At 36.0% G+C, this 24,717-nt stretch carries 25 protein-coding genes; 17 read left to right on the top strand and 8 right to left on the bottom strand.

What is annotated here, in order from left to right:
* Positions 1-16: 16 nt before the first annotated feature.
* Entirely contained in the window at positions 17-997 is a 981-nt protein-coding gene (locus U9K52_RS00125; RefSeq protein WP_263601322.1) for a gliding motility protein GldB, read from the bottom strand.
* Between the two features lie 53 nt (positions 998-1,050).
* On the opposite strand from U9K52_RS00125, the gene U9K52_RS00120 reads away from it, so the two are divergent.
* The 7 genes from U9K52_RS00120 (at position 1,051) to U9K52_RS00090 (ending at position 5,501) form a co-directional block, all read left to right on the top strand.
* The gene (locus U9K52_RS00120) at positions 1,051-1,686 is read left to right on the top strand and encodes a hypothetical protein (protein WP_322924300.1); all 636 of its coding nucleotides are present in this window, start codon (positions 1,051-1,053) and stop codon (positions 1,684-1,686) included.
* Between the two features lie 2 nt (positions 1,687-1,688).
* Positions 1,689-2,213, top strand: a complete 525-nt coding sequence (locus tag U9K52_RS00115; protein WP_322924298.1) for a GNAT family N-acetyltransferase — start codon at positions 1,689-1,691, stop codon at positions 2,211-2,213.
* Positions 2,214-2,272: 59 nt separating this feature from the next.
* Entirely contained in the window at positions 2,273-3,064 is a 792-nt protein-coding gene (gene nadE / locus U9K52_RS00110) for an NAD(+) synthase (RefSeq protein WP_312173138.1), read from the top strand.
* 150 nt (positions 3,065-3,214) lie between these two features.
* Positions 3,215-3,715 carry a ribonuclease domain-containing protein gene (locus U9K52_RS00105; protein ID WP_322924295.1) on the top strand — a complete coding sequence of 167 codons (501 nt, stop codon included), beginning with the start codon at positions 3,215-3,217 and terminating at the stop codon, positions 3,713-3,715.
* Positions 3,715-4,344: a M12 family metallo-peptidase gene (locus U9K52_RS00100; protein WP_322924293.1), complete on the top strand. Its 630-nt coding sequence runs from the start codon at positions 3,715-3,717 to the stop codon at positions 4,342-4,344. The genes U9K52_RS00105 and U9K52_RS00100 overlap by 1 nt, the downstream gene beginning before the upstream one ends.
* A gap of 2 nt (positions 4,345-4,346) precedes the next feature.
* On the top strand, positions 4,347-4,655 hold the full coding sequence (locus U9K52_RS00095; RefSeq protein WP_263601328.1) for a barstar family protein: 309 nt from the start codon (positions 4,347-4,349) through the stop codon (positions 4,653-4,655).
* Positions 4,656-4,904: 249 nt separating this feature from the next.
* Positions 4,905-5,501, top strand: a complete 597-nt coding sequence (locus U9K52_RS00090) for a Crp/Fnr family transcriptional regulator (protein WP_248391509.1) — start codon at positions 4,905-4,907, stop codon at positions 5,499-5,501.
* Positions 5,502-5,729: 228 nt separating this feature from the next.
* Here U9K52_RS00090 and pafA read toward each other — a convergent pair whose 3' ends face one another.
* The gene (gene pafA / locus U9K52_RS00085) at positions 5,730-7,376 is read right to left on the bottom strand and encodes an alkaline phosphatase PafA (protein WP_322924288.1); all 1,647 of its coding nucleotides are present in this window, start codon (positions 7,374-7,376) and stop codon (positions 5,730-5,732) included.
* A 228-nt stretch (positions 7,377-7,604) separates the two neighbouring features.
* On the opposite strand from pafA, the gene U9K52_RS00080 reads away from it, so the two are divergent.
* The 8 genes from U9K52_RS00080 (at position 7,605) to U9K52_RS00045 (ending at position 14,917) form a co-directional block, all read left to right on the top strand.
* The gene (locus U9K52_RS00080; protein ID WP_248391506.1) at positions 7,605-7,928 is read left to right on the top strand and encodes a hypothetical protein; all 324 of its coding nucleotides are present in this window, start codon (positions 7,605-7,607) and stop codon (positions 7,926-7,928) included.
* A 42-nt stretch (positions 7,929-7,970) separates the two neighbouring features.
* The gene (locus tag U9K52_RS00075) at positions 7,971-8,507 is read left to right on the top strand and encodes a GNAT family N-acetyltransferase (RefSeq protein ID WP_322924287.1); all 537 of its coding nucleotides are present in this window, start codon (positions 7,971-7,973) and stop codon (positions 8,505-8,507) included.
* 75 nt (positions 8,508-8,582) lie between these two features.
* Positions 8,583-10,295: a S41 family peptidase gene (locus U9K52_RS00070; RefSeq protein ID WP_322924285.1), complete on the top strand. Its 1,713-nt coding sequence runs from the start codon at positions 8,583-8,585 to the stop codon at positions 10,293-10,295.
* Positions 10,296-10,383: 88 nt separating this feature from the next.
* Positions 10,384-10,968 (top strand): TetR/AcrR family transcriptional regulator, encoded by a 585-nt coding sequence (locus U9K52_RS00065; RefSeq protein ID WP_263601333.1) that lies wholly within the window; start codon positions 10,384-10,386, stop codon positions 10,966-10,968.
* Between the two features lie 132 nt (positions 10,969-11,100).
* The gene (locus U9K52_RS00060) at positions 11,101-11,841 is read left to right on the top strand and encodes an SDR family oxidoreductase (RefSeq protein ID WP_322924282.1); all 741 of its coding nucleotides are present in this window, start codon (positions 11,101-11,103) and stop codon (positions 11,839-11,841) included.
* A 160-nt stretch (positions 11,842-12,001) separates the two neighbouring features.
* The gene (locus tag U9K52_RS00055) at positions 12,002-12,970 is read left to right on the top strand and encodes an aldehyde reductase (protein ID WP_322924281.1); all 969 of its coding nucleotides are present in this window, start codon (positions 12,002-12,004) and stop codon (positions 12,968-12,970) included.
* Positions 12,971-12,996: 26 nt separating this feature from the next.
* A complete protein-coding gene (locus tag U9K52_RS00050) occupies positions 12,997-13,782 on the top strand; it encodes a helix-turn-helix domain-containing protein (RefSeq protein WP_248391492.1) in 786 nt (261 codons plus the stop codon).
* An 82-nt stretch (positions 13,783-13,864) separates the two neighbouring features.
* A complete protein-coding gene (locus U9K52_RS00045; RefSeq protein ID WP_322924276.1) occupies positions 13,865-14,917 on the top strand; it encodes a tetratricopeptide repeat protein in 1,053 nt (350 codons plus the stop codon).
* Positions 14,918-15,029: 112 nt separating this feature from the next.
* Here U9K52_RS00045 and U9K52_RS00040 read toward each other — a convergent pair whose 3' ends face one another.
* From U9K52_RS00040 to U9K52_RS00025, 4 genes are all read right to left on the bottom strand, one after another.
* The gene (locus U9K52_RS00040; protein ID WP_029294870.1) at positions 15,030-15,956 is read right to left on the bottom strand and encodes a malate dehydrogenase; all 927 of its coding nucleotides are present in this window, start codon (positions 15,954-15,956) and stop codon (positions 15,030-15,032) included.
* 197 nt (positions 15,957-16,153) lie between these two features.
* A complete protein-coding gene (locus U9K52_RS00035) occupies positions 16,154-16,705 on the bottom strand; it encodes a biliverdin-producing heme oxygenase (RefSeq protein WP_322924267.1) in 552 nt (183 codons plus the stop codon).
* A 28-nt stretch (positions 16,706-16,733) separates the two neighbouring features.
* Positions 16,734-18,926, bottom strand: coding sequence for an ATP-binding protein (locus tag U9K52_RS00030; protein WP_322924265.1), 2,193 nt, complete (start codon positions 18,924-18,926; stop codon positions 16,734-16,736).
* Positions 18,927-19,189: 263 nt separating this feature from the next.
* On the bottom strand, positions 19,190-20,203 hold the full coding sequence (locus U9K52_RS00025; protein WP_248391488.1) for a nucleoid-associated protein: 1,014 nt from the start codon (positions 20,201-20,203) through the stop codon (positions 19,190-19,192).
* 269 nt (positions 20,204-20,472) lie between these two features.
* Here U9K52_RS00025 and U9K52_RS00020 point away from each other — a divergent pair, with 269 nt between their 5' ends.
* A complete protein-coding gene (locus U9K52_RS00020) occupies positions 20,473-20,829 on the top strand; it encodes a hypothetical protein (protein WP_263601341.1) in 357 nt (118 codons plus the stop codon).
* Positions 20,830-20,912: 83 nt separating this feature from the next.
* Positions 20,913-21,308 (top strand): hypothetical protein, encoded by a 396-nt coding sequence (locus U9K52_RS00015; RefSeq protein WP_322924260.1) that lies wholly within the window; start codon positions 20,913-20,915, stop codon positions 21,306-21,308.
* A gap of 86 nt (positions 21,309-21,394) precedes the next feature.
* Here the strand turns inward: U9K52_RS00015 and U9K52_RS00010 are convergent, their stop codons facing one another.
* Entirely contained in the window at positions 21,395-23,896 is a 2,502-nt protein-coding gene (locus U9K52_RS00010) for a cation-translocating P-type ATPase (protein WP_322924258.1), read from the bottom strand.
* Between the two features lie 256 nt (positions 23,897-24,152).
* Positions 24,153-24,717, bottom strand: a 565-nt coding sequence (locus U9K52_RS00005) for a T9SS type A sorting domain-containing protein (protein WP_322924256.1), incomplete at its 5' end; no start/stop codon positions are given.

Raw genomic sequence — 24,717 nt, 5'->3', positions numbered from 1 at the left:
TTTTACAGCTTATTTCTTATAATTTCGGTTTGTACCCAGACTGATTAAAAATAACCGTAGCATCCGTATTCAGGAAATCCTGAAGTTTAATATCCGGTTTTTGATTAAGATACGCTTTGCAAATCTGCCATCCCGTGAAAATTCCCACCTGTGGTGAAGATTCATTATCAATTTCCGTATAAAATTTTGAGAACGGTCCGGGAGCAATAAAACGGTCTTCCAATCGGTGATCATCTCCAAAAATGATATTATTTTCTACAAAATAATTCCAGATATTGGCTTCATTGGCTACCGCCCATTCATATTGCTTCTGGGTATAGTTCATTTTCAGATAATCCGGATAAGTCGGCAGAAATGCATCTTTCAGAATCATGATCTTACCATTAAGAATGATCATGTCTATAAATTTCTGATGGTCGGGAGATTCTTTCACAAAACCTTCTGCAAAAATCTGGGCAACTTTCGGTACGATATTATTGGGGTTCATCGATTTCTGGAAATACATCTCAAGCCCTTTATAATTAGGATTTCCCTCTCCCATAAAACCTGTGACATCAACAAACAGCAGATTTCCTTTCGGATCGTAAAAAATAGGATCCTGAACCATCTGCAAGGCAGACGAAAAGAGATATACTTTCGGACTTTTGAATGCCGGGAAATAATATTTTATATGGGAAAAGAGATCCTGAAGGTCTGTCTGAAGTTTTTTCTCATCTATTTTAGCAATAGCTTCCTTGTAAATTTTTATTTCTTCCTGATCCGCTCTGCGTTTAACAAAATCCGCATCATTTACTGTTCCCTGGAACCACGGAAATTCTGATTTAAATTGTGTTAAAGGAAAATTCTGATCATAAAAGTTTTTGGAAATATCGATAATTTCTACTTTTTCAGCAGGATTTTTTACTTCAACTTTCCATTTATTTTCAGGTTCTTTTTTACAGGAATTTAATCCCAAAACGAATACTAGTGAAAGTGCAACAATTCTGAAAATCTTCATATTTTTACATGAAATTAAGTCTACAAAAATAGTGATTTAAACATAAAATGATAATGAAAAATAAAATAATATCCTTCTGGCTTTTGATTTCGTTATTCCCTTTTTTCAATGCTCAGAAAATTATATTTAAAGATAAAAACTTTGAAAAAGCCATTATCGAAAACTTTGATCTTAATAAAGACGGAAATATTGTTCAGTCTGAAGCCGATCACGTTGAAAATATTTTTCTGGTAGGAAAAGGCATTACCTCAACGGAAGACCTCCCGTATTTTAAGAATGCAAAAATGATTGTATTGGACGATAATAAGATTTCCGTAATTTCTGTAAAAAGCATGGGCAGCCTCAGGCTGTTTTCCTGTACCCGGTGTAAGATTTCTTCCTTCAGTGCAGAAAACCTTAAAAACCTTACCTCGCTGTATCTTGATGATAATATGATTCAAAATATTTTATTGAAATCAACTCCTGCAATTACCCAATTAACTGTATCTTTAAATAAAATTAAAGCCATTGATATCAGCGGCCTTAGAAATCTTAAAAATATAAATCTGGAACATAATTTTATCCGAAAACTGGACATTTCTCAAAATCTGAATTTAGAAACTCTGAATATAAAACAAAATCCCATCCGGGAAGATGATATTAAAAAAGGAGCCAAAGATGTGACCATTTTTGGATTTCACCAACAATAAAAATGCAACTGGAAACCGAAAGACTGATCATGAGAAAATTTGAAGAAACAGACGCAGAGCGTATGTTTCTGGTGGATTCCCGTCCTGAAGTCATGAAATACATCGGAATGCCGCCTCTCACCCATATCCGTGAAACTGAAAACATTATTACCATGATCCGGCAGCAATATAATGATTATGGAGTGGGAAGACTTGCCGTTATAGAAAAACAAAGCGGACTGTTGATCGGATGGAGCGGGCTTAAATTTCTGGCCCGGGAAGTGAACGGCTATAAAAATGTTTATGATCTCGGCTATCGTTTCATGCCTGAATATTGGGGAAAAGGATATGCCTCAGAATCTGCAAGGGCTTCGCTTGATTTTGGCTTTAATGGTTTAAAAATTGATGTTATTTACGCCCATGCTCATTCTGAAAACCATGCTTCCCATCATGTTCTGAAAAAACTGGGTTTCATAAAAACCGGAGATTTTACAGAACCGGACGGTATTTGTTTCTGGTACGAGCTGAATCATAAAAATTATTTTTAATACTATTTTCAAAACATTTAATTTTGAAATTCTTATAAACAGATTAAAAAAATATAACAATGCAGACACAAAAAGTAATAGACCATATTGTCAACTGGCTGAAAGATTATGCGGTAAAAGCTAATGCAAAAGGATATGTAATCGGGGTTTCGGGAGGTGTGGATTCCGGAGTGGTCTCTACCCTTTGCGCAATGACAGGACTTGAGGTTTTACTGTTGGAAATGCCTATCCGTCAGAAAGAAGACCAGGTAAACCGCGCACAGGATCATATTGAAGATCTAAAGAAAAAATTTCCTAATGTGCAGGGAAAAACCATTAACCTGACTCCAGTTTTCGAAAGTTTTGAAGGAATTGTTCATGATCATGTGGAAGGAAGATGGAGCAATAATCTGGCTCTGGCCAATACAAGATCGCGTTTCAGAATGCTTACGCTTTATTATTTCGGGCAACTTCACGGACTTCTGGTTTGCGGAACGGGAAATAAAGTGGAAGATTTCGGAATAGGATTTTACACAAAATACGGAGACGGCGGTGTAGATGTTTCGCCTATCGCCGATCTTTATAAAACCGAGGTGTACGAGCTGGCAAGATCTCTCAACCTTATAGAAAGTATTCAGAATGCGATTCCTACCGACGGACTTTGGGATGCAGACAGAACTGATGAAGACCAGATTGGAGCAACTTATCCCGAGCTTGAAAAAATTCAGAAAGAATACGGCATAAAAGCGGTGGAAGATTATGAAGGCCGCGATAAGGAAGTATTCATGATCTTCGACAGAATGCATAAAGCGGCAAAACATAAAATGGTTCCTATTCCGATCTGTGATATTCCGGAAGAATGGAGAGGATAATTTAATGGAACAATTTGATAGTGTAACAATGTAATAAAGTGAGTTTTCAAACTCTGAGGATCTTTAGTTATTTTATTAAATATTATTACATCTTTTAATTTTTACATTGTTAGATTCTTAGATTGTTATATTTTTTTTAAATTAAAAACTATGAACAGTAAAACAAGATCTCTGTTTTTCATCTGCCTCGGACTTCTTTTCGGGATGTCGGCGATGTATATTTACCGGAATTTCATTGAAGATCAAAAAGATCATGCAAAACCCGTTGTAGAATACAGCAGTGCCGGGTCTTCAGCACCAGATAATTCTTCAGAACAGCAGCAATCTGTAGATCAGCTTACGGAACAAAATACGGTTATCCGGTTTGTTAAGCAAAATCATAAGCTTCCGGACTATTACATTACTAAAAGTGAAGCCAGAAAAATGGGATGGAAGCCTTCTGAAGGAAATCTTTGCGAAGTATTGCCTGGAAAAGCGATTGGCGGAGATCCATTCGGGAACCGGGAAAAAGCTTTACCTGAAGGACAAATCTATTTTGAGGCCGATGTTAATTATCATTGCGGAAACAGAAATGCAGACCGTATTATTTTTACAAAAAACGGTGATGTGTATCTCACAAAAAATCATTACAAAAGCTTTGAAAAGCAGTAATGAAGACTAAAAAGATTTTAAGATTCAGGACTATTTTAGTTTATCTATTGTATTTATATGCTTTATGCTCATGTTCAGAACAAAGGGAAAAAGCAATAAAAGATATTGAAGTTGTTACGATTTTAGTACAGCCTTTTAAAGATATGAATTCCGGAGATGTAGAATTTTTGGTAAAAGAAATTAAAAAAATGTATCCAAAAGTAAAAATACTCGATCCGATCGATTTGCCGAAAAATTGCTATTATAAACCCCGAAATCGTTACCGTGCAGATTCAATCATTTCTTTTTTAAGCAAAAATACAAACCACAATTTTGTAACGATTGGTTTAACATCAAAAGACATTAGTGCGGCCAAAGGAAATATAAAAGATTTCGGGATTATGGGATTAGGTTTCAGACCGGGAACTGCCTGCGTTGCATCAAGTTTCAGGCTTAATAAAAAGAACCGGAACGAGCAGTTTTTTAAAGTTGCAATACATGAGCTTGGCCATACACAGGGACTGCAGCATTGTCCTGAAAAAAAATGTTTTATGAGGAATGCAGAAGGTAAAAACCCTACTGATGAAGAAAAGGAATTTTGTAAAAAATGCAAACAAATTTTAATGAATAAAAACTGGAAATTCAGTTGAATATGAAAACAATATATATTGATTTTACAGACATAGGAGATTATGAAGACTTCTATGCACAATTAAAAACAAAGCTTCCGCTTCCGGAATATTTCGGAGATAATTTGGATGCGCTATCGGATATTATTACCGGCGGACTTGAAATGCCGATTCATATTGAATTCGTTAATATGACGGTGGATCAGCTCGAAATTTTTGAAGATCTTCTTACCGTACTGGAAGATGCGGAAGATCAGATGGAAGAATTTACTTTTACGTATTTTCTGGAGCAATACGATGATGAAGACGAACCTGAAGATGATGAAGATTAATTTTTTATAATTCTATAAAATCTAAATGGCGGTATACAGATTGTGTACTGCCATTTAATTTTATCCGTTTGGTATGAACTAATCAATAATATACAAAAAATGGTTGTTATCATACCGTTCATAATAGGTATTTCAATTTTTAGAGTTATTCTCTGTATCTCCCTGTATAAGGCATGTATGTGGTATTAATAAATTTTTAATCAACATGTTTATTTGTTAATTTTATCTCAAACAAATAACAGTTAGAATATGATCATATGCGAAAACCTCTTGTTTTCACATGGTGCCGAGCAACAAAATTATAATTCCGGTGAATATATCTTTGAAGAAGAGAGCACTCCGAAGTATTATTTGCAAATAAAAACCGGTACTGTAAAAATAAGCAGCTTCCTGGAAGACGGTAAAGAGTTTATCCACGGGATACCTTTCGATGGTCATTGTCTGGCCGAAACCTATCTTTTTCATGATAAAAAATATGCGGTTAATGCAATTGCCGTTACTTACTGCGAAATTATAAAACTTGAAAAGAACAGACTAATTGAACTCCTTCTGAAAAAGCCTCAGCTGATCTTCAGCATGTACTCTTATACGGCAGACCGTATGCGTTATAAGCACATTACCTCTGCACCGTTTTCTTTTCAGGATCCCGTAACGAAGCTCAATCTTATTTTGAACCATGTGAAAAACCATTTCGGGTTTAATGACAAATTTTCATTTCATATTCCGTATACCAGGCAGCAGCTTGCATCACTTACCGGAATGCGGATAGAAACGGTGATCCGGGCCATTAAAAAGATGGAGAAACAGAATATGCTGAAAATAGACGGCACTAAAATATTCGTCTGAATAAAAAAATCCTTAACAAATTTGTTAAGGATTTTTTATGCTAATATATTTTTAACCGCAAAAGAGACAAAAGTTATTGCAAATCTTCGTTAATAAAGCTTTCAAAAAAATAAAAATCAAAGATTTTTAAAACTTTGAGATTCTTTTAATCACGCAATGATAAGCTTTAAAACTATATTATTCTTTGTACTTTTTGAGGTAAAAAGCTTAGACAGTTTTTCAAAAAAATTATTTCCCGATTACTTCCGTTATGGGATTTCCTATGTTCCCGCTTGGAAACTGTATTTTCAGTAAAGAAGAAACCGTAGGAGCAATATCCGTCATGAAATATGCTTTATTGCTTTCGCCATGTTGAATTCCCCAGCCCATAAAAATCAAAGGAATATGTGAATCATAAGAATTCCATACACTATGCGTTGTTCCTGTTTTAGAATAAGGCGGAAGCATTGAATCGTGTGAGATCAGCTGAATATCTCCGCTTCGCTGTCTGTTGATCCCGTTGATAATTCTTTGTTTAATCGGTTCCGGAATCGTAGATTGCTGTACCTTTGTCACCGAAACGGCGTAAAGGTCATTCGGATCATTTTCAATTTCCTCAACGGTGAAATCTCTTACCACATCCAGATCAAGTTTATGTTCTTTAAGAAGTTTCCTGTCGAAATAGATCTGATAATTATCAATGGCATTAATAAGTTTATCAACTCCGAATTTTTCTTTCAGCTTATCATTCATATTTTTTTCCATTCCGTCGCCAAAAAATCCGGTAGTAATTTTATGTTCCTGCAGAAAGCCTACAGAATGTGCACCGCCATGATCTGCGGAAAGAAAAACAGTGTACTGCCCTTTTCCTACTTTAGAGTCAAGATAATTAAAAAACTGTGCAAGATCCTGATCCAGCCTTAAATATACATCTTCAACCTCAATAGAGTTGGGTCCGAATTTATGTCCTGCGTAATCTGTGGAAGCAAGGTTTACGGCCAACATATCCACCACATCATCACTTCCCAGCTTTTCTCCTTCTACTGCCGCTTCGGCAAGTTTCAGGGTCAGTGTATTCCCGAATGGCGTATACCGGATATTATCTTTTTTATCTTTATAATCCGAAGCCAGATTGCTGTAAGGAAAAACAGGTGTTTTTGCACTTCCTAATAATCCTTCCCACGTAGAATTATCCGGTGAACTTTCAGTATACTGATCAATAGGAAGAAGGGTACTCCATCCATTAGCAACCAATTTTTCCGGCATTTTCTGCGCATTGAAAGCTTTTACCCACTGCGGAAGATCATTCATATACCAGCTGCTCGTAATAAAATCTCCCGTAGAATCATCAAACCAGAAAGCACCGTTCGGGGTATGACCTGCCGGTAAAATAGAAGCCCTGTCTTTAAGAGAAACACCAATTACTTTACCCTGAAAATTAGTAGCCATTCTCAGTTCGTCACTGATAGTGGTTGACCATAAATTCTTCGGAGAGTGGCTTCCTACTTTTGTATTGGTAGTCCCAACCGGTGTTACCGACTCGTCTGTGGTACAGTACACATTTTTGCCGGTTTCCTTATCTGTCCAGTCATTTCCCGCAATACCGTGAATGGCCGGAACTGATCCCGTATAGATGCAGGTGTGTCCCAATGCCGTAACAGTGGGTATATAAGGGATATGAACGTTATTCAGAGAATAGCCCGTATTCAGTAATCTTTTAAAACCATCATTGCCGTATTTGTTATAATAACGGTATAAATAATCCCATCTCATCTGGTCTACCACCAGTCCTACCACCAACTTCGGCCTTTCCAGTCTGGAATTTTTAATCTTCTGCGCGTTGATTGCCGTTACAGATACAATAACTGCTGTTGCAATCGAAATTTTCCTAAGCATTGAATTACATTTTATTGTGAGCAAATTTACGGGTTTTGAATTTTTGGTATATGAAATTTTGTTTAAATTTCAGTTTCCTGCTGTTTATAAGATGTATTATTCGGTAATTTTTCCTTTTAAAATGGTAAATAATTGTCTTAAAAAAGTTTAAGGTATATTATTTGTATGGAGTTTGTTTCAAATTAGTTAAATTTGAGAAATATCAAATCCTTATTAATACACAGAAAAATGAAACTTCTCCGACCTTTTCTTTTATCAGTTTCCATCATTTTATTTGCATGGCTTTTTATAAGCAATATCAACCTGATCAATGTGGCCACCACACTCAACGAAGCTGAAATCAATTCGGAGATCAAAAAAGTAAATGAATTTACGGACATTGCCCGCCTTAAGGAATTTGCGATCGAGAAGATCAACTATATGGAAACCATCAGAAACCGGTTTGCCGAAAACGCGATGATCAGGGTAGCTGTAATTTCGGTTCTTATTATTTTACAGGTTTTGCTTTATGTAACCGGCAGCAATATGTTCAGTACCAAAACTACGCGCTAGAAATGGTTTCAAATAGAATCAATCAACATCCTCATTTCATCGATGGAAATACGAAAACTTGAAAGCTTTCCCGGAAGTCCCATACTGGATTGGAGCTTAGACGGCTATACTACCGATAAAATATATGTAGTATCTGCTATTGAAGCAGGAAATACTTTTGAATTCAGTTTAAGAGAAAAAAAACAGTATTACAGTAAAATCTGGAATCATGAGGAGAATTTTGAACGGCTCAACTCCATTATCAGCCGGGGACATTCTTTCGGAGCGTTTCATAACGGTGAGCTGATAGCCTGGACGGTTTGTGATTTCAGAGCATGGAACAATAGTCTTTTTATTGAAACCCTTTTGGTAAGTGAAGACTTCAGAGGACAGAATATCGGAAAGCTGCTCATTAAAGCAATTAATCGTGAAGCAAGGTATTTACAATGTCGGATGGTAGAAGTTGAAACGCAAAACACCAATTACCATGCGATTAAATTCTTTCAGAAAGCCGGATTTTCAATAACCGGTATCAACACAAAACTATACAATGATTCTACTGAAACGGCAATTTTTATGAGTTTTGATCTATTAACATAAGAACACTCAGCCCATTATGGTAATAAATAATTTTTATTAAAATATATATACTATATTTATAAACTACTTATTATCATGAAAAAAATCACCATTTTTACACTAATTATTACAATTCAGCAATTTATTTTCGCCCAGAAAAATCAATATGCAGATTTCATTAAGACATGGAATTTCGTGAAATATTATCATCCCGATCTTGCCAGTGGAAAAATCGATGCCGATAGTTTGTTTTTAGTCAATATCGAAAAAGTTAGGCCGAAACAGAATTTCAACGAAATCATTACTTTAATAACACAGAATTTAAATACCCAATTTTCTTCGCCACCTATTATTGATAACAATAAGGATATCCTTTTTGTAAATCAAAATTTCGACTGGTTTCAAAAAAATAAAAAGATTACGGTAGAAAATAAAAACCTTTTGAACAACATCTACAAAAACCGCTTTGATTACGGACTTTTACCAAAAGGAAAATCAGTAAGTGATGAGAAAGAATACACCTTCCCCAAAGAAGAAAATCTACCGCTGAAGTACAGGCTATTGACCATGGCAAAAATACAGGGTACTGTTGATTATCTTTTTCCACACAAATATTTAATGGATAAAAATTTCGATTCTTACTTTAATATTTTACTGGATGAAGCTGTACAATCATCAACACGGAAAGATTTTGAGAGGGTCTTAGCAAAAGCCGTTTCACAATTTCAGGATAGTCACGCTTTTTCTTTTTACCGTCAGCTCAATTACAAAGACGGGATATTATTCAATGTTTCATATTATTCACCATTTGATTTTCAGATTGTGGGAGATCATCTGTTGGTTACACATCTCATTTTCCATGAAATATGCAATAAAGCCGGTATAAAAACCGGTGATAAGATAACCGAAATCAATGGAAAGAAAGTCTCTGAAATTATTAAGGAAAAAGCGAGATTACTTTCGGTTTCCAATCATCAGAAATTACTATACGTTCTTTCAACCTACGAGTACAATTTGATATGGCCCGATAATTTACCCAAGAAAACTTTAGCGGTACGCTCCGGTTCCAAAAAATTCTCTACAGAAATTGAATTAATCAATGCAACTGATAAATCACAAGTTTCTGCTCTTGTTAATTATATCAACCATAAAAACAGGACAATAGAAAACCGCCATTTAGACAACAAGGATATTGCCTATTTTAAAACCGATGCAACGATGCATTTCATGGAGAATGTTGACGATGATAAATTAGATGCTAAAATGGACAGCATCCTGGAAAATGCCTCGCGTAAAAAGGCCATTGTTTTTGATATGAGGGGTTATCCGGATTGGGGTGGCTTCATTTTTCATTATGTTTATAAATACTTCTCGCCTGTCGAAAATTATTTTTATAAATATTATGAACCTAATTTGAAAAATTTAGGCACCTTTAATCTCCGGGATCCAAAATATAATTATCCGGAAATTGAAAATAAAACAACGCATTCCTATTCCGGAAAAGTCTTTATACTTGTAAATCCCGATACACGCAGTGCAAGTGAATGGTATTCTATGAGCCTGCAGAAAATTTTCCCACAATCGATAACAATCGGGCAGCAAACTTCAGGTGCAGATGGAGATGTGGTTAAAATCAATCTTCCCGGTGATTACATTCTGGAATTTACTGGAAATGGAATCTTTTATCCTGATAATTCGCAGACTCAGCAAAAAGGAATCAGAATCAATGAATTAATCAAATATACGGATCAGGATATTCTCGATAACCGTGACCTTGAGTTCGAAAGGGTTTTAAATTCACTTCAATAATTATCGACAAAAACTATAAAAGATATTTGAAAATTAATTTTGTACTAAACAGTACAATTTAATACCTTCGTCTCAACAAAATACAAAAATGGCAGGAAGACCGAAAATATTCGACGAAAAAGAAGCGATAGATAAAGCAACAGAAGTCTTTAGAAATAAAGGCTACGATACTGCTTCCGCAGATGAGCTGCTAAATGCCATGGGAATCGGTAAAGGCAGTTTTTACCTTGCGTTCAAAGGGGGAAAGCAGGAACTTTATATTCGCTCATTAAAGCAATTCGCTGAAGAATTTAGTAAAAAAATTATTTCTGCAATTGAACATTCGGATGATCAGATCCAGTTTATCAGACGTTTTTTTTTGGTTCTGGCCGATGCTGAAAACTGTGATATAGACAGAGGCTGCTATCTTGGAAATGCACTGGTTCAGCTTTCTGAGAAAGACGAGGATATTAAAAAAATCACTGCAGGATTATTAAAAAACCTCCAGAAAATTTTTGCAACAGTCATTCGTAAAGCCCAAGAAAACGGAACGCTTGAAAACAGTGATGATCCTGAAGTTCTGGCATGGCATCTTACCAATCTCTGGAACGGAATTCATGTAACAAGACGCATGGAAGCCTCCCACGAAACACTCAGATCGATGATTGAAATGAATTTGAGAATCCTCGAATAAAGATACCCTAATTTTAAATATAATTTAATACCATCCTATACTTACAACTCTTAAATATTAATAAACTTTAATCAATTTTGTACCGAATAGTACAATTTATAAATCAGATAACTTTAAACAAAACAAATTATTATGAACCTTACAAACAACACCATTTTAATTACCGGAGGAGGTTCCGGGATCGGATTAGCAATTGCCAAAGCATTGAGTCCGGACAATACCATTATTATCGTCGGCAGAACAAAAGAAAAATTAGAAGCCGCAGCGAGAGACCTGCACAATGTTCACACGATCCAGGCTGATATAACCAACGAAAAAGATATAGACCGTCTGGTGGAAGAAGTGAAAATAAATTTTGGCGGGCTGAATATCTTAATTAACAACGCCGGCAGCGCCTATGTATACAATGTTGCAAAAGACGGGGACGCTTACAGTAAAGCGGTTACGGAGTTCACCACCAATTATTTTGCGCCCATCAGATTATCTGAAAAATTTCTTCCGCTACTAAAACAGCAAAGCGAAGCGGCTATTGTAAATGTTTCATCTATTGTGGCTTTTGTTCCCGGTGTTTATCTTCCAACATATTCAGATTCCAAAGCAGCGCTGCACTCTCATACCCAATCGTTGAGACATGAACTGGCAAAAGACACGCAAGTAAAAGTTTTTGAACTGATGCCGCCTTTGGTAAATACAGATTTTTCCGTAGAAATCGGTGGTCGGGAAAACGGAATTCCGGCTTCGGATGTTGCGAACGATCTGGTGAAAGCCCTTCAGGAAGATATTTATGAAATTCGTGTTGGAAATACAGGAGTGTTATACGATAACTTTTTTGCCGCTGCCGAAGATGCTTTTGTCACTTTTAATAAGAATTAAACAAAACTGATCGAAGTTAGATTTCATATATTTTTCTCCTGCGGATTTTCCCGTAGGAGATTTTGTATTAATCTGAACTCCACAACAAACAAAATTTGAACCGTACAACAAATTCTTAACTCCGGATATTACCCAACTTTGTATTGTAAAATTTAAAATAATGGAAAATACAAAGACAACAGTTTTGGTGACGGGAGGAACAGGATTTCTTGGAGTTCATACTGTATTACAATTATTACAGCAAGGATATGATGTGAGAACGACACTTCGTTCACTTTCAAAAAAGGACAGCATCATTAAAGCGTTGGAAGAAGGCGGAATTTCAGATTTTTCAAACCTCACTTTCTTTGAAGCGGATCTCACCAGTGACAACAATTGGGATGAAGCTGTAAAAGGCTGTGACTATGTTCTTCATGTGGCCTCCCCTTTCCCGGCTCAGGACCCGAAAGATGAAAATGAACTGATCATTCCCGCAAGAGACGGTGCTTTGCGTGTATTGAAAGCAGCAAGAAACGCCGGTGTTAAAAGAGTGGTTTTAACCTCATCTTTTGCGGCAGTCGGTTACAGCATTAATACTGAAAATCATGTTTTTACAGAAAATGACTGGACGGATATCAATACAGAGCTTCCGGCTTACATCAAATCGAAAACCGTGGCAGAAAAAGCAGCCTGGGAATTTATTGAAAAAGAAGGAAATGGACTGGAATTATCCGTTATTAATCCTGTAGGAATATTCGGTCCTGCACTTGGCGGAATTACCTCTGCTTCACTGGATATTGCCGTTTCCGGCATTTTGGAAGGTAATCTGGAATATACTCCTACTTTTACCATGGGTATTGTAGATGTGAGAGATGTTGCAGATATTCATATAAAAGCTATGCTAAATCCTGAAGCTGCGGGAGAGCGTTTTATTGCAACCGCAGAAGGTGTAATGAGTTTTTACGATGTTGCCGAACTGTTTAAAAAACAAAGGCCACAATATACTTCCCATATTAAAAAACTGGAACCGATTGGTGATGAATTCTATAAACAGATATCCAACAAAAAAGCAACAACAATACTCCACTGGAACCCCAGAAGCAGAGAGGAGGCATTACTGGCAAGCGCTGATAGTCTTATGAATCATTGATAGATTTATCGTATCTTTAATACAATATGAAATTCAACAATCTGCAGTCTTGCCATTTAGGACCTGAAATTTCTCCGGAACAGTTCATTCCGGAGCATTTCTTTTTGTTTCTGCTGAAAGGTTCGATGATCGCCTATGACGGAAACAAACATTACCAGATACAGCCCGGTGATTATTGTATTGCCCGGAAAAATCATCTGGTGCGGTACACCAAATATAAAGACGAAGGTCAGTTTGAAAAAGTAATTATAACTTTCGATGAGGCTTTCCTTAAAAAATTTCTGGAGCGCCATTCCTACACTGCTGAAACAGCAGATAACGACGATTCATTTATCTTCATTAAAGAAGATCATTTGGTTAAAAATTTTGTCCGTTCTCTGGAACCTTACTATGATGGTACGGAACAGCTTGATGATTATTTTGTAGACATCAAACGGGAAGAGCTCATGATGATTCTGCTGAAGAACAATCCGGAACTTAAGAATATTTTTTTCAATTTCAGTATTCCGCATAAAATAAACCTGGAGCATTTCATGAATGAGAATTATAAATTCAATATCAGTTTAGAGCGCTTTGCATTTATGACTGGCAGAAGTTTATCTACCTTTAAAAGGGATTTCAAAGCGGCCTTCAATATGGCTCCGGGCAAATGGCTCATTAAAAAACGCCTTCAGGAAGCATACTTTCTTCTGGATAAGGAGCATCGGAAACCTTCGGATATTTATATTGACCTGGGTTTCGAGGATCTTTCCCATTTTTCTTATGTCTTTAAAAAAGAATTTGGTATTTCGCCCTCGGAGCTGCGGGGTTGAGGTTAACAGTAGATTGAAAATATTTTCAATCAAAAGCACTACGATTATTTAAATTTGTGTAGTTTTGGGCAAAGCTAATTTCATGAAAACTACTTTAATTGTAATAATAATTACTTCTTTCCATTTTTGCAATGCCCAGAAAAAAACTTTCAAATGTGAGAAAGTATATGATGCAGTTAAGCTCATTGATCAGTCAGAATTTGATGAAGCCATTGCTATTCTTGAAGAATGTGAAAAAGTTGATTCCAGTGATTATACCTATCCCTACGAAATTGCTTACGCTTTAATAGGTAAAAAAGAATATAAAAGTGCTATCTCAAAACTCGAAAAAATTAAGAATTACCAAGACATAAAATCAGATTATTATCAACTTTTAGGAAATACATATGATTATGATAACAATCCTAAAAAGGCAATAGCTATTTATGACGAAGGCCTGAAAAAGTTTCCGAATTCAGGAAGATTATATCTTGAAAAGGGAGTAATTTTTGAATCGGATCAAGATTATAATACTGCAATAGAATTGTATGAGCAAGGAATGAAAGCCGAACCAATGTATTCTTCAAATTATTATAGGGCTGCAAATATTTTCTTAAATTCTGATAATAAATTATCCGGACTCATTTATGGCGAAATATTTTTAAACCTTGAAAGAACGACTAAAAGGTCACAGGAAATGAGCAAAAAGCTTTATGACACTTATAAAGCTTCGATAAATTTTAAAAATAGTAAGTCTTTAGAAATATCGATATGTAAGTCGATTAAGCTTTATCCTGAGAAAAAATTAAAAATGCCTTTTTGTTTGTTGTTTGAAGCTAATCTCGCTTTGGCTGCAATAGATCAAAAAGAATTCAGTCTCAATAGTTTTGCTGAAATCCGAAATAAATTCCTTATTCTTTACAATGATAAATTAAAAAAAGATTATCCAAATGTTTTATTTGATTATTTCAAAAAAATGGAAGATAATAAAGTATTCGATGCTTACAATTTTTATATTTTTCAAATGGGGGATAAGGAGGCTTTTACTACATGGCTAAGTTCACATAAGGAAGAATATGAAAGATTTGTAGGTTGGTATACTTCTCAGGAGAATATGATTAAAGTTTCTGCAAATACTGCTCTTACGCCCCTGTAATTTTTAATTAAAAGATTTATGTGAAAGCATTGTATAAGAATTATGAATGTATTCAATAAAACTCCGCGCCCTTCGGGCGCGGAGTTCATATATAAGGTAAAAAGTTTATCTATTAAAACTTAAGATCTCCGTTCACTTCTCTTACTGCATTGGCTGCTTCAGCGAATTTCAATTGCTCTTCAGCAGTAAGGGTTACGTTTACGATTTTTTCAACACCGTTTGCTCCGATGATGGCAGGAACACCAAGACAGATATCATTTTGTCCGTATTCTCCTTCAAGCATTAATGAACAAGGGATCATTTTTTTCTGATCGCAAGCGATTGCCTGAACCATTACGGAAACAGCAGCTCCGGGAGCATACCATGCAGAAGTTCCCAATAATTTGGTAAGCGTTGCACCTCCTACTTTTGTTTCTTCGATTACATATTTTTGTTGTTCGGCATCAAGGAATTCAGTTACAGGAACCCCGTTTCTTGTAGCTTTGCTCAATAGAGGAAGCATTCCCGTATCACTGTGAGCAGCGATTACCATTCCGTCTACATCCGAAATCGGAGCTTCTAATGCTTCAGCCAATCTGTATTTGAATCTTGCAGAATCCAGCGCTCCACCCATTCCGATGATTTTGTGCTTAGGAAGACCGGAAGTTTTGTGTACAAGGTAAGCCATTGTATCCATTGGATTGGAAACAACAATGATGATTACCTCCGGAGAATGTTTTACTAAATTTTCAGTAACTTCTTTTACAATTCCTGCATTGATACCGATCAGTTCTTCTCTCGTCATCCCCGGTTTTCTTGGAATACCAGATGTAATAACAGCTACATGAGAACCTGCAGTTTTGCTGTAATCTCCTGTTGTACCGGTAATTTTCGTATCGAATCCGTTAAGAGATGCCGTCTGCATCAGATCCATTGCCTTACCTTCAGCAAATCCTTCTTTAATATCTACCAAAACCACTTCCGAACAGAAGTTTTTCATAGCGATGTATTCTGCACAGCTTGCTCCTACAGCGCCTGCACCTACTACAGTTACTTTCATAATATATTTATATTTATTTATTGTTTTTAAAGGTATTATGAACTTTACCGTTTCATAATATAACTTTTAAATTATTTATTAGAATTATTTATTTAGCTTAAAATTGAAAGCTCCCAAATTTAACAATTCCTGAAAAATTGAGCAATCTTTCAGGAATTTAATTATCTTAAAAACGTTATTTAGAATATAAAATCTGTTTAGCTGACGTTCAGCAGGAATGAATAAAGCTTTTTGGCACCGGATAATACCTCATCATAATTATTTTCATGGACTTCGGCATCAAGGGTTTCTTTGAAGCTTTTCCACATAGCACCGGTGTTTTCGTGGTAACAGCCGAAAAAGTTGAAGGTAATTCCATCAAAGCCGTCGGTTTTGGAAAGTTGCTTAGCAATGACATTTCCACCCAAAGTTGAACCTTCTATCACATACATGGCTCCAAGTGCTTCATGCTGACTGGTCAATTCCAGTTCACTGTCGGCAACAGCTTTTTTCAGTAAAAGGCTTTTAAGATCTTTCTCAATTAAAGGCAGCTTCATTCTGTCGCTGAGCTGCAGCTTTTCCGAATATTTGTCAAGTTTCTTAAAGATCTTATCTTCAGAATGCAAAAGCATCAAATAATTGCTGTGAATAATTTTTTTATAATCTTCAACAGTAAATGTTTTACTGAAAATTTTTTTTGAGTTGAAAAGCTTTTCGGCAGCATCGTGGTATGATGCCGTATTTTGTTTTAAATATTCTGATACAGTCATAAGGATTTTGATATTCCCTAAATAATCATTAAGGTTTTTTAAATGTTAGGATAAATGAAGTGCCTTCCGGAGAACTTTCGTATTCTACATTACCACCGATCCGTTTCATAATTCTGTGGACAATTGATAGCCCGACTCCATTTCCTTTGAATTTTTTGGCATTATCCATCCTGTTGAAAATTTTAAACATTTTGTGTTTATTTTCTTCAGGAATACCGATTCCGTTGTCTGAAATTCTGTAGATCACCATCTCGCCCTGTTCGGTCCCTTTAATCTCCACCACCGGTTTTTCCTGTTGGGAAGAGTATTTTATCGCGTTGTTGATGATATTTAAAAACACCTGATGGAGCATTGTTTTATCAGCAAGAACTTCCGGACATGCCTTAATGATAACTTCACTTTTCGGAGTTCCGAAAGTAATTTTGGCATTTTCACAAATCTTTTCGATGGTTTGCACCGTTTCAAGTTTTTCAAGCTGGATTTCACTATGTTTAGCACGGCTGAGCTGTAAAACATCATGCATCATTTCCGCCATATTGTCTATCTCTTCGATGATAGAATTAATTTTATTACGGCTTTTCTCAGATTCGTCTATCAAAGTTTTAAGAAGCATCTGTGCATTCAGCTTCATCACCGTAAGCGGTGTTCCCAAGTCATGAGAAATAGTGTATGAAAAACTGTCGAGTTCTTCATTTACTTTTTTAAGCTCGTCGTTGAGCCTTTTAATGGTATTATAGTCTTTGTGTAATGCTTCTAAAATAAGGTCCCGCACTCCCTGAAGCGCCAGAATATTCCTGGAACTCCATCTTTTAGAACTTCCTTTAATATCTTCTGTAAATATTTTGAAAGAGGTCCTCGGGGAAACCATCATTTTTTCTTCTCCGTTGTTATTCACCACCTCAACTTTTTTCTCCGGATTCCCAGCCCAGTTGATGTGTTCATCAAACTCTTTACGGAACCAGATCAGGACATTGTTTTTATTCCGTTCCATGAAATAAATAATAACACCCGCGGCCCTTTCATCAAGCCCAAGTTGCTGACCGTAGTCTTTAAGGAAACTTCGGCTCAGGTAAATAGTGTCTTCAATATTTTCATGGGCCCATTTGGTGATTTTTTCAATGACAGATGGTTCGGGTGTGATTCCTTCTGTAATGGTATTTTCATCAGCAACCACTGCAAGACCGTCTGCATCAAGAAGTTTTCTTAGTTCCGCCTTATTTTCCGTTAAGGATTCAAGTAAAGTATCGTGTTTTAAAAATTCCGCTTTTAGACGTAAAACATCCTCATTAAGCTGGAGGCGGTAATTCAGTTCATTTTTCGATTTGAAAGATGAAAACGCATTGGATGCCAGTGCCGTGAAAATCCCGGCCTGCACACGGTCTTCCAGATCAATATGCTTTGGTTCCGAATTCTGGCAGGTAACAAGACCCCAGAGATAATCATCAATGATAATGGAAACACTGAAACTTGAAGACGCACCCGAATTTTTAATATACTGTCCGTGGATGGGAGACATGGCCCGTGAAGTTGAATAAGTAAGGTCTATACTTTCCTTCGTTCTGCTTAGCAGCGGTACCGGTTCCTCATGCACATTGCTGAATATTCTTTTTCTTTTTTTAAGATACAATTCTCTCGCCTGGATGGGAATATCAGATTCCGGATAGTGAAGGCCAAGATAGCTTTCGAGGTTATCGTTTGTTTTTTCTGCCACAACTTTCCCGGAACCGTCCATCATGAATTTGTAGACCATCATACGGTCATAATTCACAATTTTAGATAATATATTAAGCAGCTGATCCCAAATTTCCTGTTCATTTTCAACAATATAAAAATTATCATATTTGTTGGTAATCTGCTTATTGGGATTTACAAGAACCTTTTCAAATTCAAGAAAAATATTCCCTTTACTTCTGAATGCCGATAAGTGATACTGATTGTCTCCGATAAATACTTTATCAAAGAACGTTTCATTATCTCTCCGCGTGAAATTAGGTAGGGATTTAAATATATCGGAGCTAATAATACTGCCGAAAGCTTCCGGAAAATCCGTAAGTTTTTTACCGAAAAGCTCTTCAGAACTTTCGATTTTAAAAATATCCTCAATATTCTTGCTGAAAAAAGTGATGGAATGAGATTCTGCGTCAATGCCAATCAGATAGCCAAAACTTTGTACGTAGCCCGGAATATGGATAGGCTCTTCATGACACTCTACAAAATTCATATAATACTTTGATCAATCAAATATAAAAAAAATTTTAAAGCTGTGGTATTTTTTTAAATGAAAGAGATACCACACAAAAAATATTACCCTAAACTGTGATAATCGATTAAAAAAATTCAAAAAAGTTATTCTGCTTTCTATTTTAATGGAATAATTTATACAGCTCAATAGCCCTTTTAATTTAGGTTTATTTTAAATAGCAACAATTTTTGCCGTAGCAGCTTGTTCGCTAACTATTTTGCAAAATACACAACCGTTAAACATTACACTTCTTTTTCGAAGTACAGCATATAATATTTCCCTTTTTCATCTTCTCCCTGCGCCAATTTCTGGCGGTCGCCATGGATATAAATATGAAAGTTCTTATCCAGTTTAATGATGCTTTTAAAATGCCTCTGGGTTTTCTTTACGGCCGTTTCATTGATCGGGAATTCTTCTGCGATATTGATCTGCATATCCTGCTCGTAATCGGTTTTAAAATTTACGAAGCTTTCAATAACATGCTCATCCTGAAGTACTTCTTTATTAAAATCATCCAGATTAAATTCTTCTTTTTCTTTAAAGAAATTGATGGATTTGTTTAGAAAATCTGCCTGATCTGCCCTGGAAACTTCAAATTCCTGCGGAAGCTGCTTGGTGATATAATCTTTATATACCATCAATGCTTCCTGGGTGTGGAAATATTCGTCATCACGCTGTTTTACCTTCAGAAAATCTTCAAACCAGTAATACATATCCCCGTTTTTATTGTTGTCCACTACAGAAAGTACGTACCCCGTTTCTTTATCATTATTATAAATAAGAGCCGCCTTATCTATTTTGGAAAGACCGATACCCTGATCTTTTTCTATCACGAAACTGTCTTCCTGAGGAGAAATTTTAAGGAAAGATTCTCTTTTTTCCATTTTAAAGATCCCGATTTTGTCAACTTTTTCAGTGCCTTCTCTTTCATCTTCAAAATAAATGATAAATAATTCTCCTCCCTGAACTCTTGGATTTTCGGCTGCTTCAAAAAGATGTTTGGCAATATTTTCCGCTTCCCAGAGAAATTTGGCCTTGTCATCAAAAATTTCAGATACGGAACTGTAGACCGGATTATTCACCAGATAAGAATCGCTGTAAAAATGAAACGTTTCTTCTGATTTGAAAGATCCAAGAAAATAATTCTCCAGCAGCTCTGCCATTCCCTCATCAAGCTGAAGTTCTTCCTGAGAAAGCATTAACGATTCTCCGTTGATTTTATTTCCTACTCTGTGCATTACGATTTTTGAAAACATCTCCTGAATATTTTTGGACTGCAAAGATATTAATAATATCAGAGAATCAGCACCATTTCATTTTGATAAAAAAACCTTGTCAATTTGGGAGTGGCCGGTCTGGTGACCGGATTAGCTATTTATAAATAATAACCTGACTATCAAAACAATACATTTGAATACCCCACACCAACCTGAAATTTGGCATTATGATTGTGAATATCCTTCTGATAGCCTTTCAACTATTATTAAATCTATTGATAATATTTTTTTAACCAACCACAAAATATATGAACTATTTACAAGCCACTCAGGAAATAACCGTTGCAATTCCGGAAATCTGCAATGATCTTAATGAAAAAAAAATAGAGAATTCGTATCATATTATTGGTTTTTTAACCGATAAAGTAAAAAACATGATCCGGCAGAACAACACCAGCTGTTTATTTAAATGCCTTGGAAAAATGAATGAATTGTACAACAAAGGAGATAAGATGGTAAAAAGTGCAATTGAAAATTCTTTTGTGTATTCACTGGACAGCTGTACCGCTTTCTGTGCTAAAGAATACCGTGATCTGATTTTCAGTCGTCTTTCACCTGACCTTCAAAAAGTGTATGCCCGACAGATTTACAGCCACAGTATCTGATTATATTTTATTTTCAGACTGTTTCCACGGAATTTATAAACTTTGGTACGGTTTTCGTTTAAATAAAGTACTTGAAATTAATTATGATGAATGCACCAATGCAAACTATTGATCAAAAAATAGCTGTTGAATATTTAAAGTTTTTTTACCCGCCGTTGCGCACCGAAATCTCCCAACTTTCCGTACAGAATAATTTTGCAGGTATCATTCAGGCCACTATCAATTATTTGAAAAGTCTCCTGTTGGAAGCAAAGATAAATATCATTTCCCATCATATGAAACTGATGCATCTGATCTATCGAAACGGGAATTCTTATATAAAAGATATTATTGAAAATCTCTTTGTAAGATCTTTTGAAAGTTTTAAAAAACATGCTAAAATTCAGCATTGGAAACTTCTTTATCAATATATGCCGGCAAGCTTCCAGGAAATTTATGATGAGCAACGAAAACAAGACAAACTATTTTTCGGTAAATAAAGTATTTACAATAAACTTCGGGCGGAACCAAAGGTTTCGCCCGAAGTTTTAATATAATCCATAATGTAATGATAATATTGTCGATATCAAACTGAAACTCTTTTAGCAAATTTATAAAGTTCAAACCATAGTACCGAAACAGCAGCTGTAGCCACTACCAGCAATAGCTCATTGATATCCAGAGATGTTACATTAAAGAACCTTGAAACAGGATCTATATACAGAATAACAAAAAGCAGTACCAATACCAATACCGTAATCCCCGCAAGCAGCGAATTACGGTTTTTAAAACTTTCTATAAAGCTGTAATAAAAAGACCTGTTTACAAGACTGAGCAATATATTGGCAAAAATCAGAGTACTGAAAACGAGCGCCCTGGTTTTGATTTCATCATTTCCAAGATAGACGGAATATTGATAGATACCTAATATTCCGGCCGTTATTACCAATCCCTGAATAATACTTATGGTAAGTTCTTTCCAGTTGAGGAAAGTATCCGTAAGCTTTCTTGGCGGATTATTCATGGTATTTTTCTCCATAGGTTCATTTTCGTAGACAATAGAGCAGGTAGGTCCCATAACCAGCTCTAAAAATATAACATGTACCGGAGTAAAAATACCGGGAAATACCCAACCTAAAAACAGAGGCAAGGAAACGGTAAGTATAATGGGAATGTGAATAGAAATAATATACTGAACCGCTTTTTTAATATTGGCATAAATTCTCCGCCCCGCAGCAATCCCAACAACCAATTTTTCCAGATCATCATTCATAAGCACCATTGCTGCTGCCGATTTGGCAATTTCAGTTCCCTTATTTCCCATTGCCACACCAATATGTGCTGCTTTTAAGGCCGGTCCGTCATTTACACCGTCTCCAAGCATGGCTACTACCATACCCTGCTTTTTTAAGGCCGTGATTATTTTAAGTTTTGCTTCAGGAAACATTCTGGTAAATAAGGTTTTCTCTTCGGCAATTTTCATCAATCCCTCTTCTGAAGCCGATGCAACATCATTACCGTTCACCGCGGCCGTACTGTTTTTAATTCCCGCCTGCAGGGCGATAGCCTGTGTTGTATCGCTATTATCTCCTGTAATTACTTTTATTTTTATCCCCGCATTATAGATCTGTTCCAATACTTTTTTAATTTCTTTTTTAGGAGGATCATAAAATACGGTTAATCCAAGGAAGTCAAAACTGAAATCCTGTTGTTTTTCCGGGAAATCATTTCCTTCAAAGCCTGACATCGCCACTCCCAAAACCCGGTATCCCTGTTCTCCGAATTTTTTTACTACTCCACGTATTTTAATTTTTTCTTCTTCTGAAAGCCTGGAAACATTAATGATAGCTTCCGGTGCTCCTTTCGCAGCAACAATTCTTTCTTTCTGTTCATTTTCAAACAGATGGGTCATCATCGGAGGCTTACCTTCCAACGGATATTCATGAAAAAGTTTATAGCTTTTTCTTTCATCATCAGGACGGTTCTGCTCATAGGTTTTGTGAAGCGTAATTTCCATAGGATCAAAAGGAACAGGCTCACTGCTCCACATAGCATAATCAATCAGCCGATTTAGTTTTTCCGAATTAAATTCTTCCTGTCCGTACACCATATCTGAGCGGTAATCATAAAGATATTTAAGCTGCATAACATTTTCAGTGATTGTTCCTGTTTTATCGGTGCAGATTACCGTTACACTTCCCAAAGTTTCCACAATACTGCTCCGCTTGATGATAATACCGTTTCGCATCAGCTTCCAGGCTCCCAATGCCATAAAAGTTGTAAAAGCCACAGGAATTTCCTCAGGAAGCACGGACATAGCCAGCGTAAGACCGTTCAAAAGACTGCCAAGAAAATTTCCCGTTTTGATGAAACTGAAAGTACAGACTCCCAGAAAAATAATGATTCCGATGATCGCCATTCCTTTTACAAACTTCCGGATCTGGATCTGCAGCGGCGATTCTTCTTCTTTGATATTGATAATAAACTGTCCTATTTTTCCTACTCTCGTTTCTCTGCCAATACGGTCTACCCTATATACTGCAAGACCGGAAACGGTTACTGTTCCGCTGAATATCTCATTATCTTCAGATTCGCTGTCTTTAAATACAGAATAACTTTCTCCGGTAAGAGAAGATTCATTGACTGAGAAATCATTACTGTGTACAATTCTTCCGTCTGCATTAATCAGATTCCCTTCTTCAGTAATACATAAATCCCCCACCACAATTTCAAAAGTTGGAATTTCTATGATTTTTGAATTCCGGATTACTTTGCTTAAAGGTTCATTAAGCTTTTCCAGTTCTTTCAGCGCTTTTTTACTTCGATTATCCTGGTAAAAAGAGATTGCCGTAACGGCAAGTATGGCAGCAAACATAAATAGCGCTTCCCCGTAATCTCCTATCAGAATATAAATAAATGAAACACAAATCAGTAAAATAAGCATCGGTTCCTTCAGAATGCTGACAAGAACATTCATCCATGTTTCTTTCTGAACTTCTCCCAAAGTGTTGTATCCGTATTTTTTTCTGGAAAGTTCAACTTCGGCTTCTGTAAGTCCTTTTAAGTTTTCAGGTATATTGTAAGTCATAGCATATGAATAGATTACTAAAGTTAAGAGTTCTTCTTTTAAGTACTGACATTATTTCACTTTATGAATAAATCATATTATTTTAGAAAACTATTAAAAAAATTATGAATTATGAGTGAAAATTACCTCGCCACTCCAGAATTTACGGAACCATTATACAGGTTTACCAAATATTTCATAATAATATCTAAGATTAATAAAAAGGACTGCCTAAAATTAGACAGTCCCTTTATTATAATTGATTAAATGTATGAAACTATTTCTTAATGAATTTAAAGGTTTGCATACCATTATCTGTAAATACCTGAATCAGATATACTCCCTGAGGTAAAGCGTGAACATCAATGCTTCTTTCCCCTGATTGTAGTTTCTTTTCAGTTACTCTTCTTCCATCTGCAGCAAAAATTACTGCTTTGGTGATCACTTCCTGTCCGCTGAAATTCAAAATATCTCTTACCGGATTAGGATAAATCTGAAGCTGAGATTTTGTTTTTGTATTATCAGCAACACCAAGAGTAGTATTAATTGCCACTACTGCTAAAGAAGCTATAGACTCACATGATCCTACAGTCTGTGTAGCATAATAAGTAGTATTGTGCACCAAAGCTGTGCTAAGCGGCAGACTGTTTACATGGTTCTGTGCGTCTGAAGATGAAGCATACCACTTGATATTCTGACCAGTTACTACCAAAGCACTCAGAGTACTTCCAGGAGCAAAATTCTGAGGCGAAGTTCCCGTCGGAGCCGCTACCGGAGCTGATTGTGTAATAGTGAATGTTCTGGTTAATGTACATGCATTAGCATCAGTAACAGTCACTGTA

This window comes from Chryseobacterium sp. MHB01 (genome assembly GCF_034651565.1).
Taxonomy (GTDB): domain Bacteria; phylum Bacteroidota; class Bacteroidia; order Flavobacteriales; family Weeksellaceae; genus Chryseobacterium; species Chryseobacterium nepalense.
Note: the sequence above shows the minus strand (reverse complement) of the source record. Positions and strands in the feature narration are given on the sequence as shown.

Excerpts from the sequence above, each read along its gene's own strand:
- U9K52_RS00100 (WP_322924293.1), top strand. The coding sequence starts at position 3,715 with ATGAAGACTAAAAAGATTTTAAGATTCAGGACTATTTTAGTTTATCTA.
- U9K52_RS00080 (WP_248391506.1), top strand. The coding sequence starts at position 7,605 with ATGAAACTTCTCCGACCTTTTCTTTTATCAGTTTCCATCATTTTATTT.
- U9K52_RS00095 (WP_263601328.1), top strand. The coding sequence starts at position 4,347 with ATGAAAACAATATATATTGATTTTACAGACATAGGAGATTATGAAGAC.
- U9K52_RS00030 (WP_322924265.1), bottom strand. The coding sequence starts at position 18,926 with ATGAATTTTGTAGAGTGTCATGAAGAGCCTATCCATATTCCGGGCTAC.
- U9K52_RS00120 (WP_322924300.1), top strand. The coding sequence starts at position 1,051 with ATGAAAAATAAAATAATATCCTTCTGGCTTTTGATTTCGTTATTCCCT.
- U9K52_RS00065 (WP_263601333.1), top strand. The coding sequence starts at position 10,384 with ATGGCAGGAAGACCGAAAATATTCGACGAAAAAGAAGCGATAGATAAA.
- U9K52_RS00025 (WP_248391488.1), bottom strand. The coding sequence starts at position 20,203 with ATGTTTTCAAAAATCGTAATGCACAGAGTAGGAAATAAAATCAACGGA.
- U9K52_RS00015 (WP_322924260.1), top strand. The coding sequence starts at position 20,913 with ATGATGAATGCACCAATGCAAACTATTGATCAAAAAATAGCTGTTGAA.
- pafA (WP_322924288.1), bottom strand. The coding sequence starts at position 7,376 with ATGCTTAGGAAAATTTCGATTGCAACAGCAGTTATTGTATCTGTAACG.
- U9K52_RS00060 (WP_322924282.1), top strand. The coding sequence starts at position 11,101 with ATGAACCTTACAAACAACACCATTTTAATTACCGGAGGAGGTTCCGGG.
- U9K52_RS00045 (WP_322924276.1), top strand. The coding sequence starts at position 13,865 with ATGAAAACTACTTTAATTGTAATAATAATTACTTCTTTCCATTTTTGC.
- U9K52_RS00090 (WP_248391509.1), top strand. The coding sequence starts at position 4,905 with ATGATCATATGCGAAAACCTCTTGTTTTCACATGGTGCCGAGCAACAA.
- U9K52_RS00035 (WP_322924267.1), bottom strand. The coding sequence starts at position 16,705 with ATGACTGTATCAGAATATTTAAAACAAAATACGGCATCATACCACGAT.
- U9K52_RS00050 (WP_248391492.1), top strand. The coding sequence starts at position 12,997 with ATGAAATTCAACAATCTGCAGTCTTGCCATTTAGGACCTGAAATTTCT.
- U9K52_RS00010 (WP_322924258.1), bottom strand. The coding sequence starts at position 23,896 with ATGACTTACAATATACCTGAAAACTTAAAAGGACTTACAGAAGCCGAA.
- U9K52_RS00020 (WP_263601341.1), top strand. The coding sequence starts at position 20,473 with ATGAACTATTTACAAGCCACTCAGGAAATAACCGTTGCAATTCCGGAA.
- U9K52_RS00075 (WP_322924287.1), top strand. The coding sequence starts at position 7,971 with ATGGAAATACGAAAACTTGAAAGCTTTCCCGGAAGTCCCATACTGGAT.
- U9K52_RS00055 (WP_322924281.1), top strand. The coding sequence starts at position 12,002 with ATGGAAAATACAAAGACAACAGTTTTGGTGACGGGAGGAACAGGATTT.
- U9K52_RS00040 (WP_029294870.1), bottom strand. The coding sequence starts at position 15,956 with ATGAAAGTAACTGTAGTAGGTGCAGGCGCTGTAGGAGCAAGCTGTGCA.
- nadE (WP_312173138.1), top strand. The coding sequence starts at position 2,273 with ATGCAGACACAAAAAGTAATAGACCATATTGTCAACTGGCTGAAAGAT.
- U9K52_RS00125 (WP_263601322.1), bottom strand. The coding sequence starts at position 997 with ATGAAGATTTTCAGAATTGTTGCACTTTCACTAGTATTCGTTTTGGGA.
- U9K52_RS00105 (WP_322924295.1), top strand. The coding sequence starts at position 3,215 with ATGAACAGTAAAACAAGATCTCTGTTTTTCATCTGCCTCGGACTTCTT.
- U9K52_RS00070 (WP_322924285.1), top strand. The coding sequence starts at position 8,583 with ATGAAAAAAATCACCATTTTTACACTAATTATTACAATTCAGCAATTT.
- U9K52_RS00115 (WP_322924298.1), top strand. The coding sequence starts at position 1,689 with ATGCAACTGGAAACCGAAAGACTGATCATGAGAAAATTTGAAGAAACA.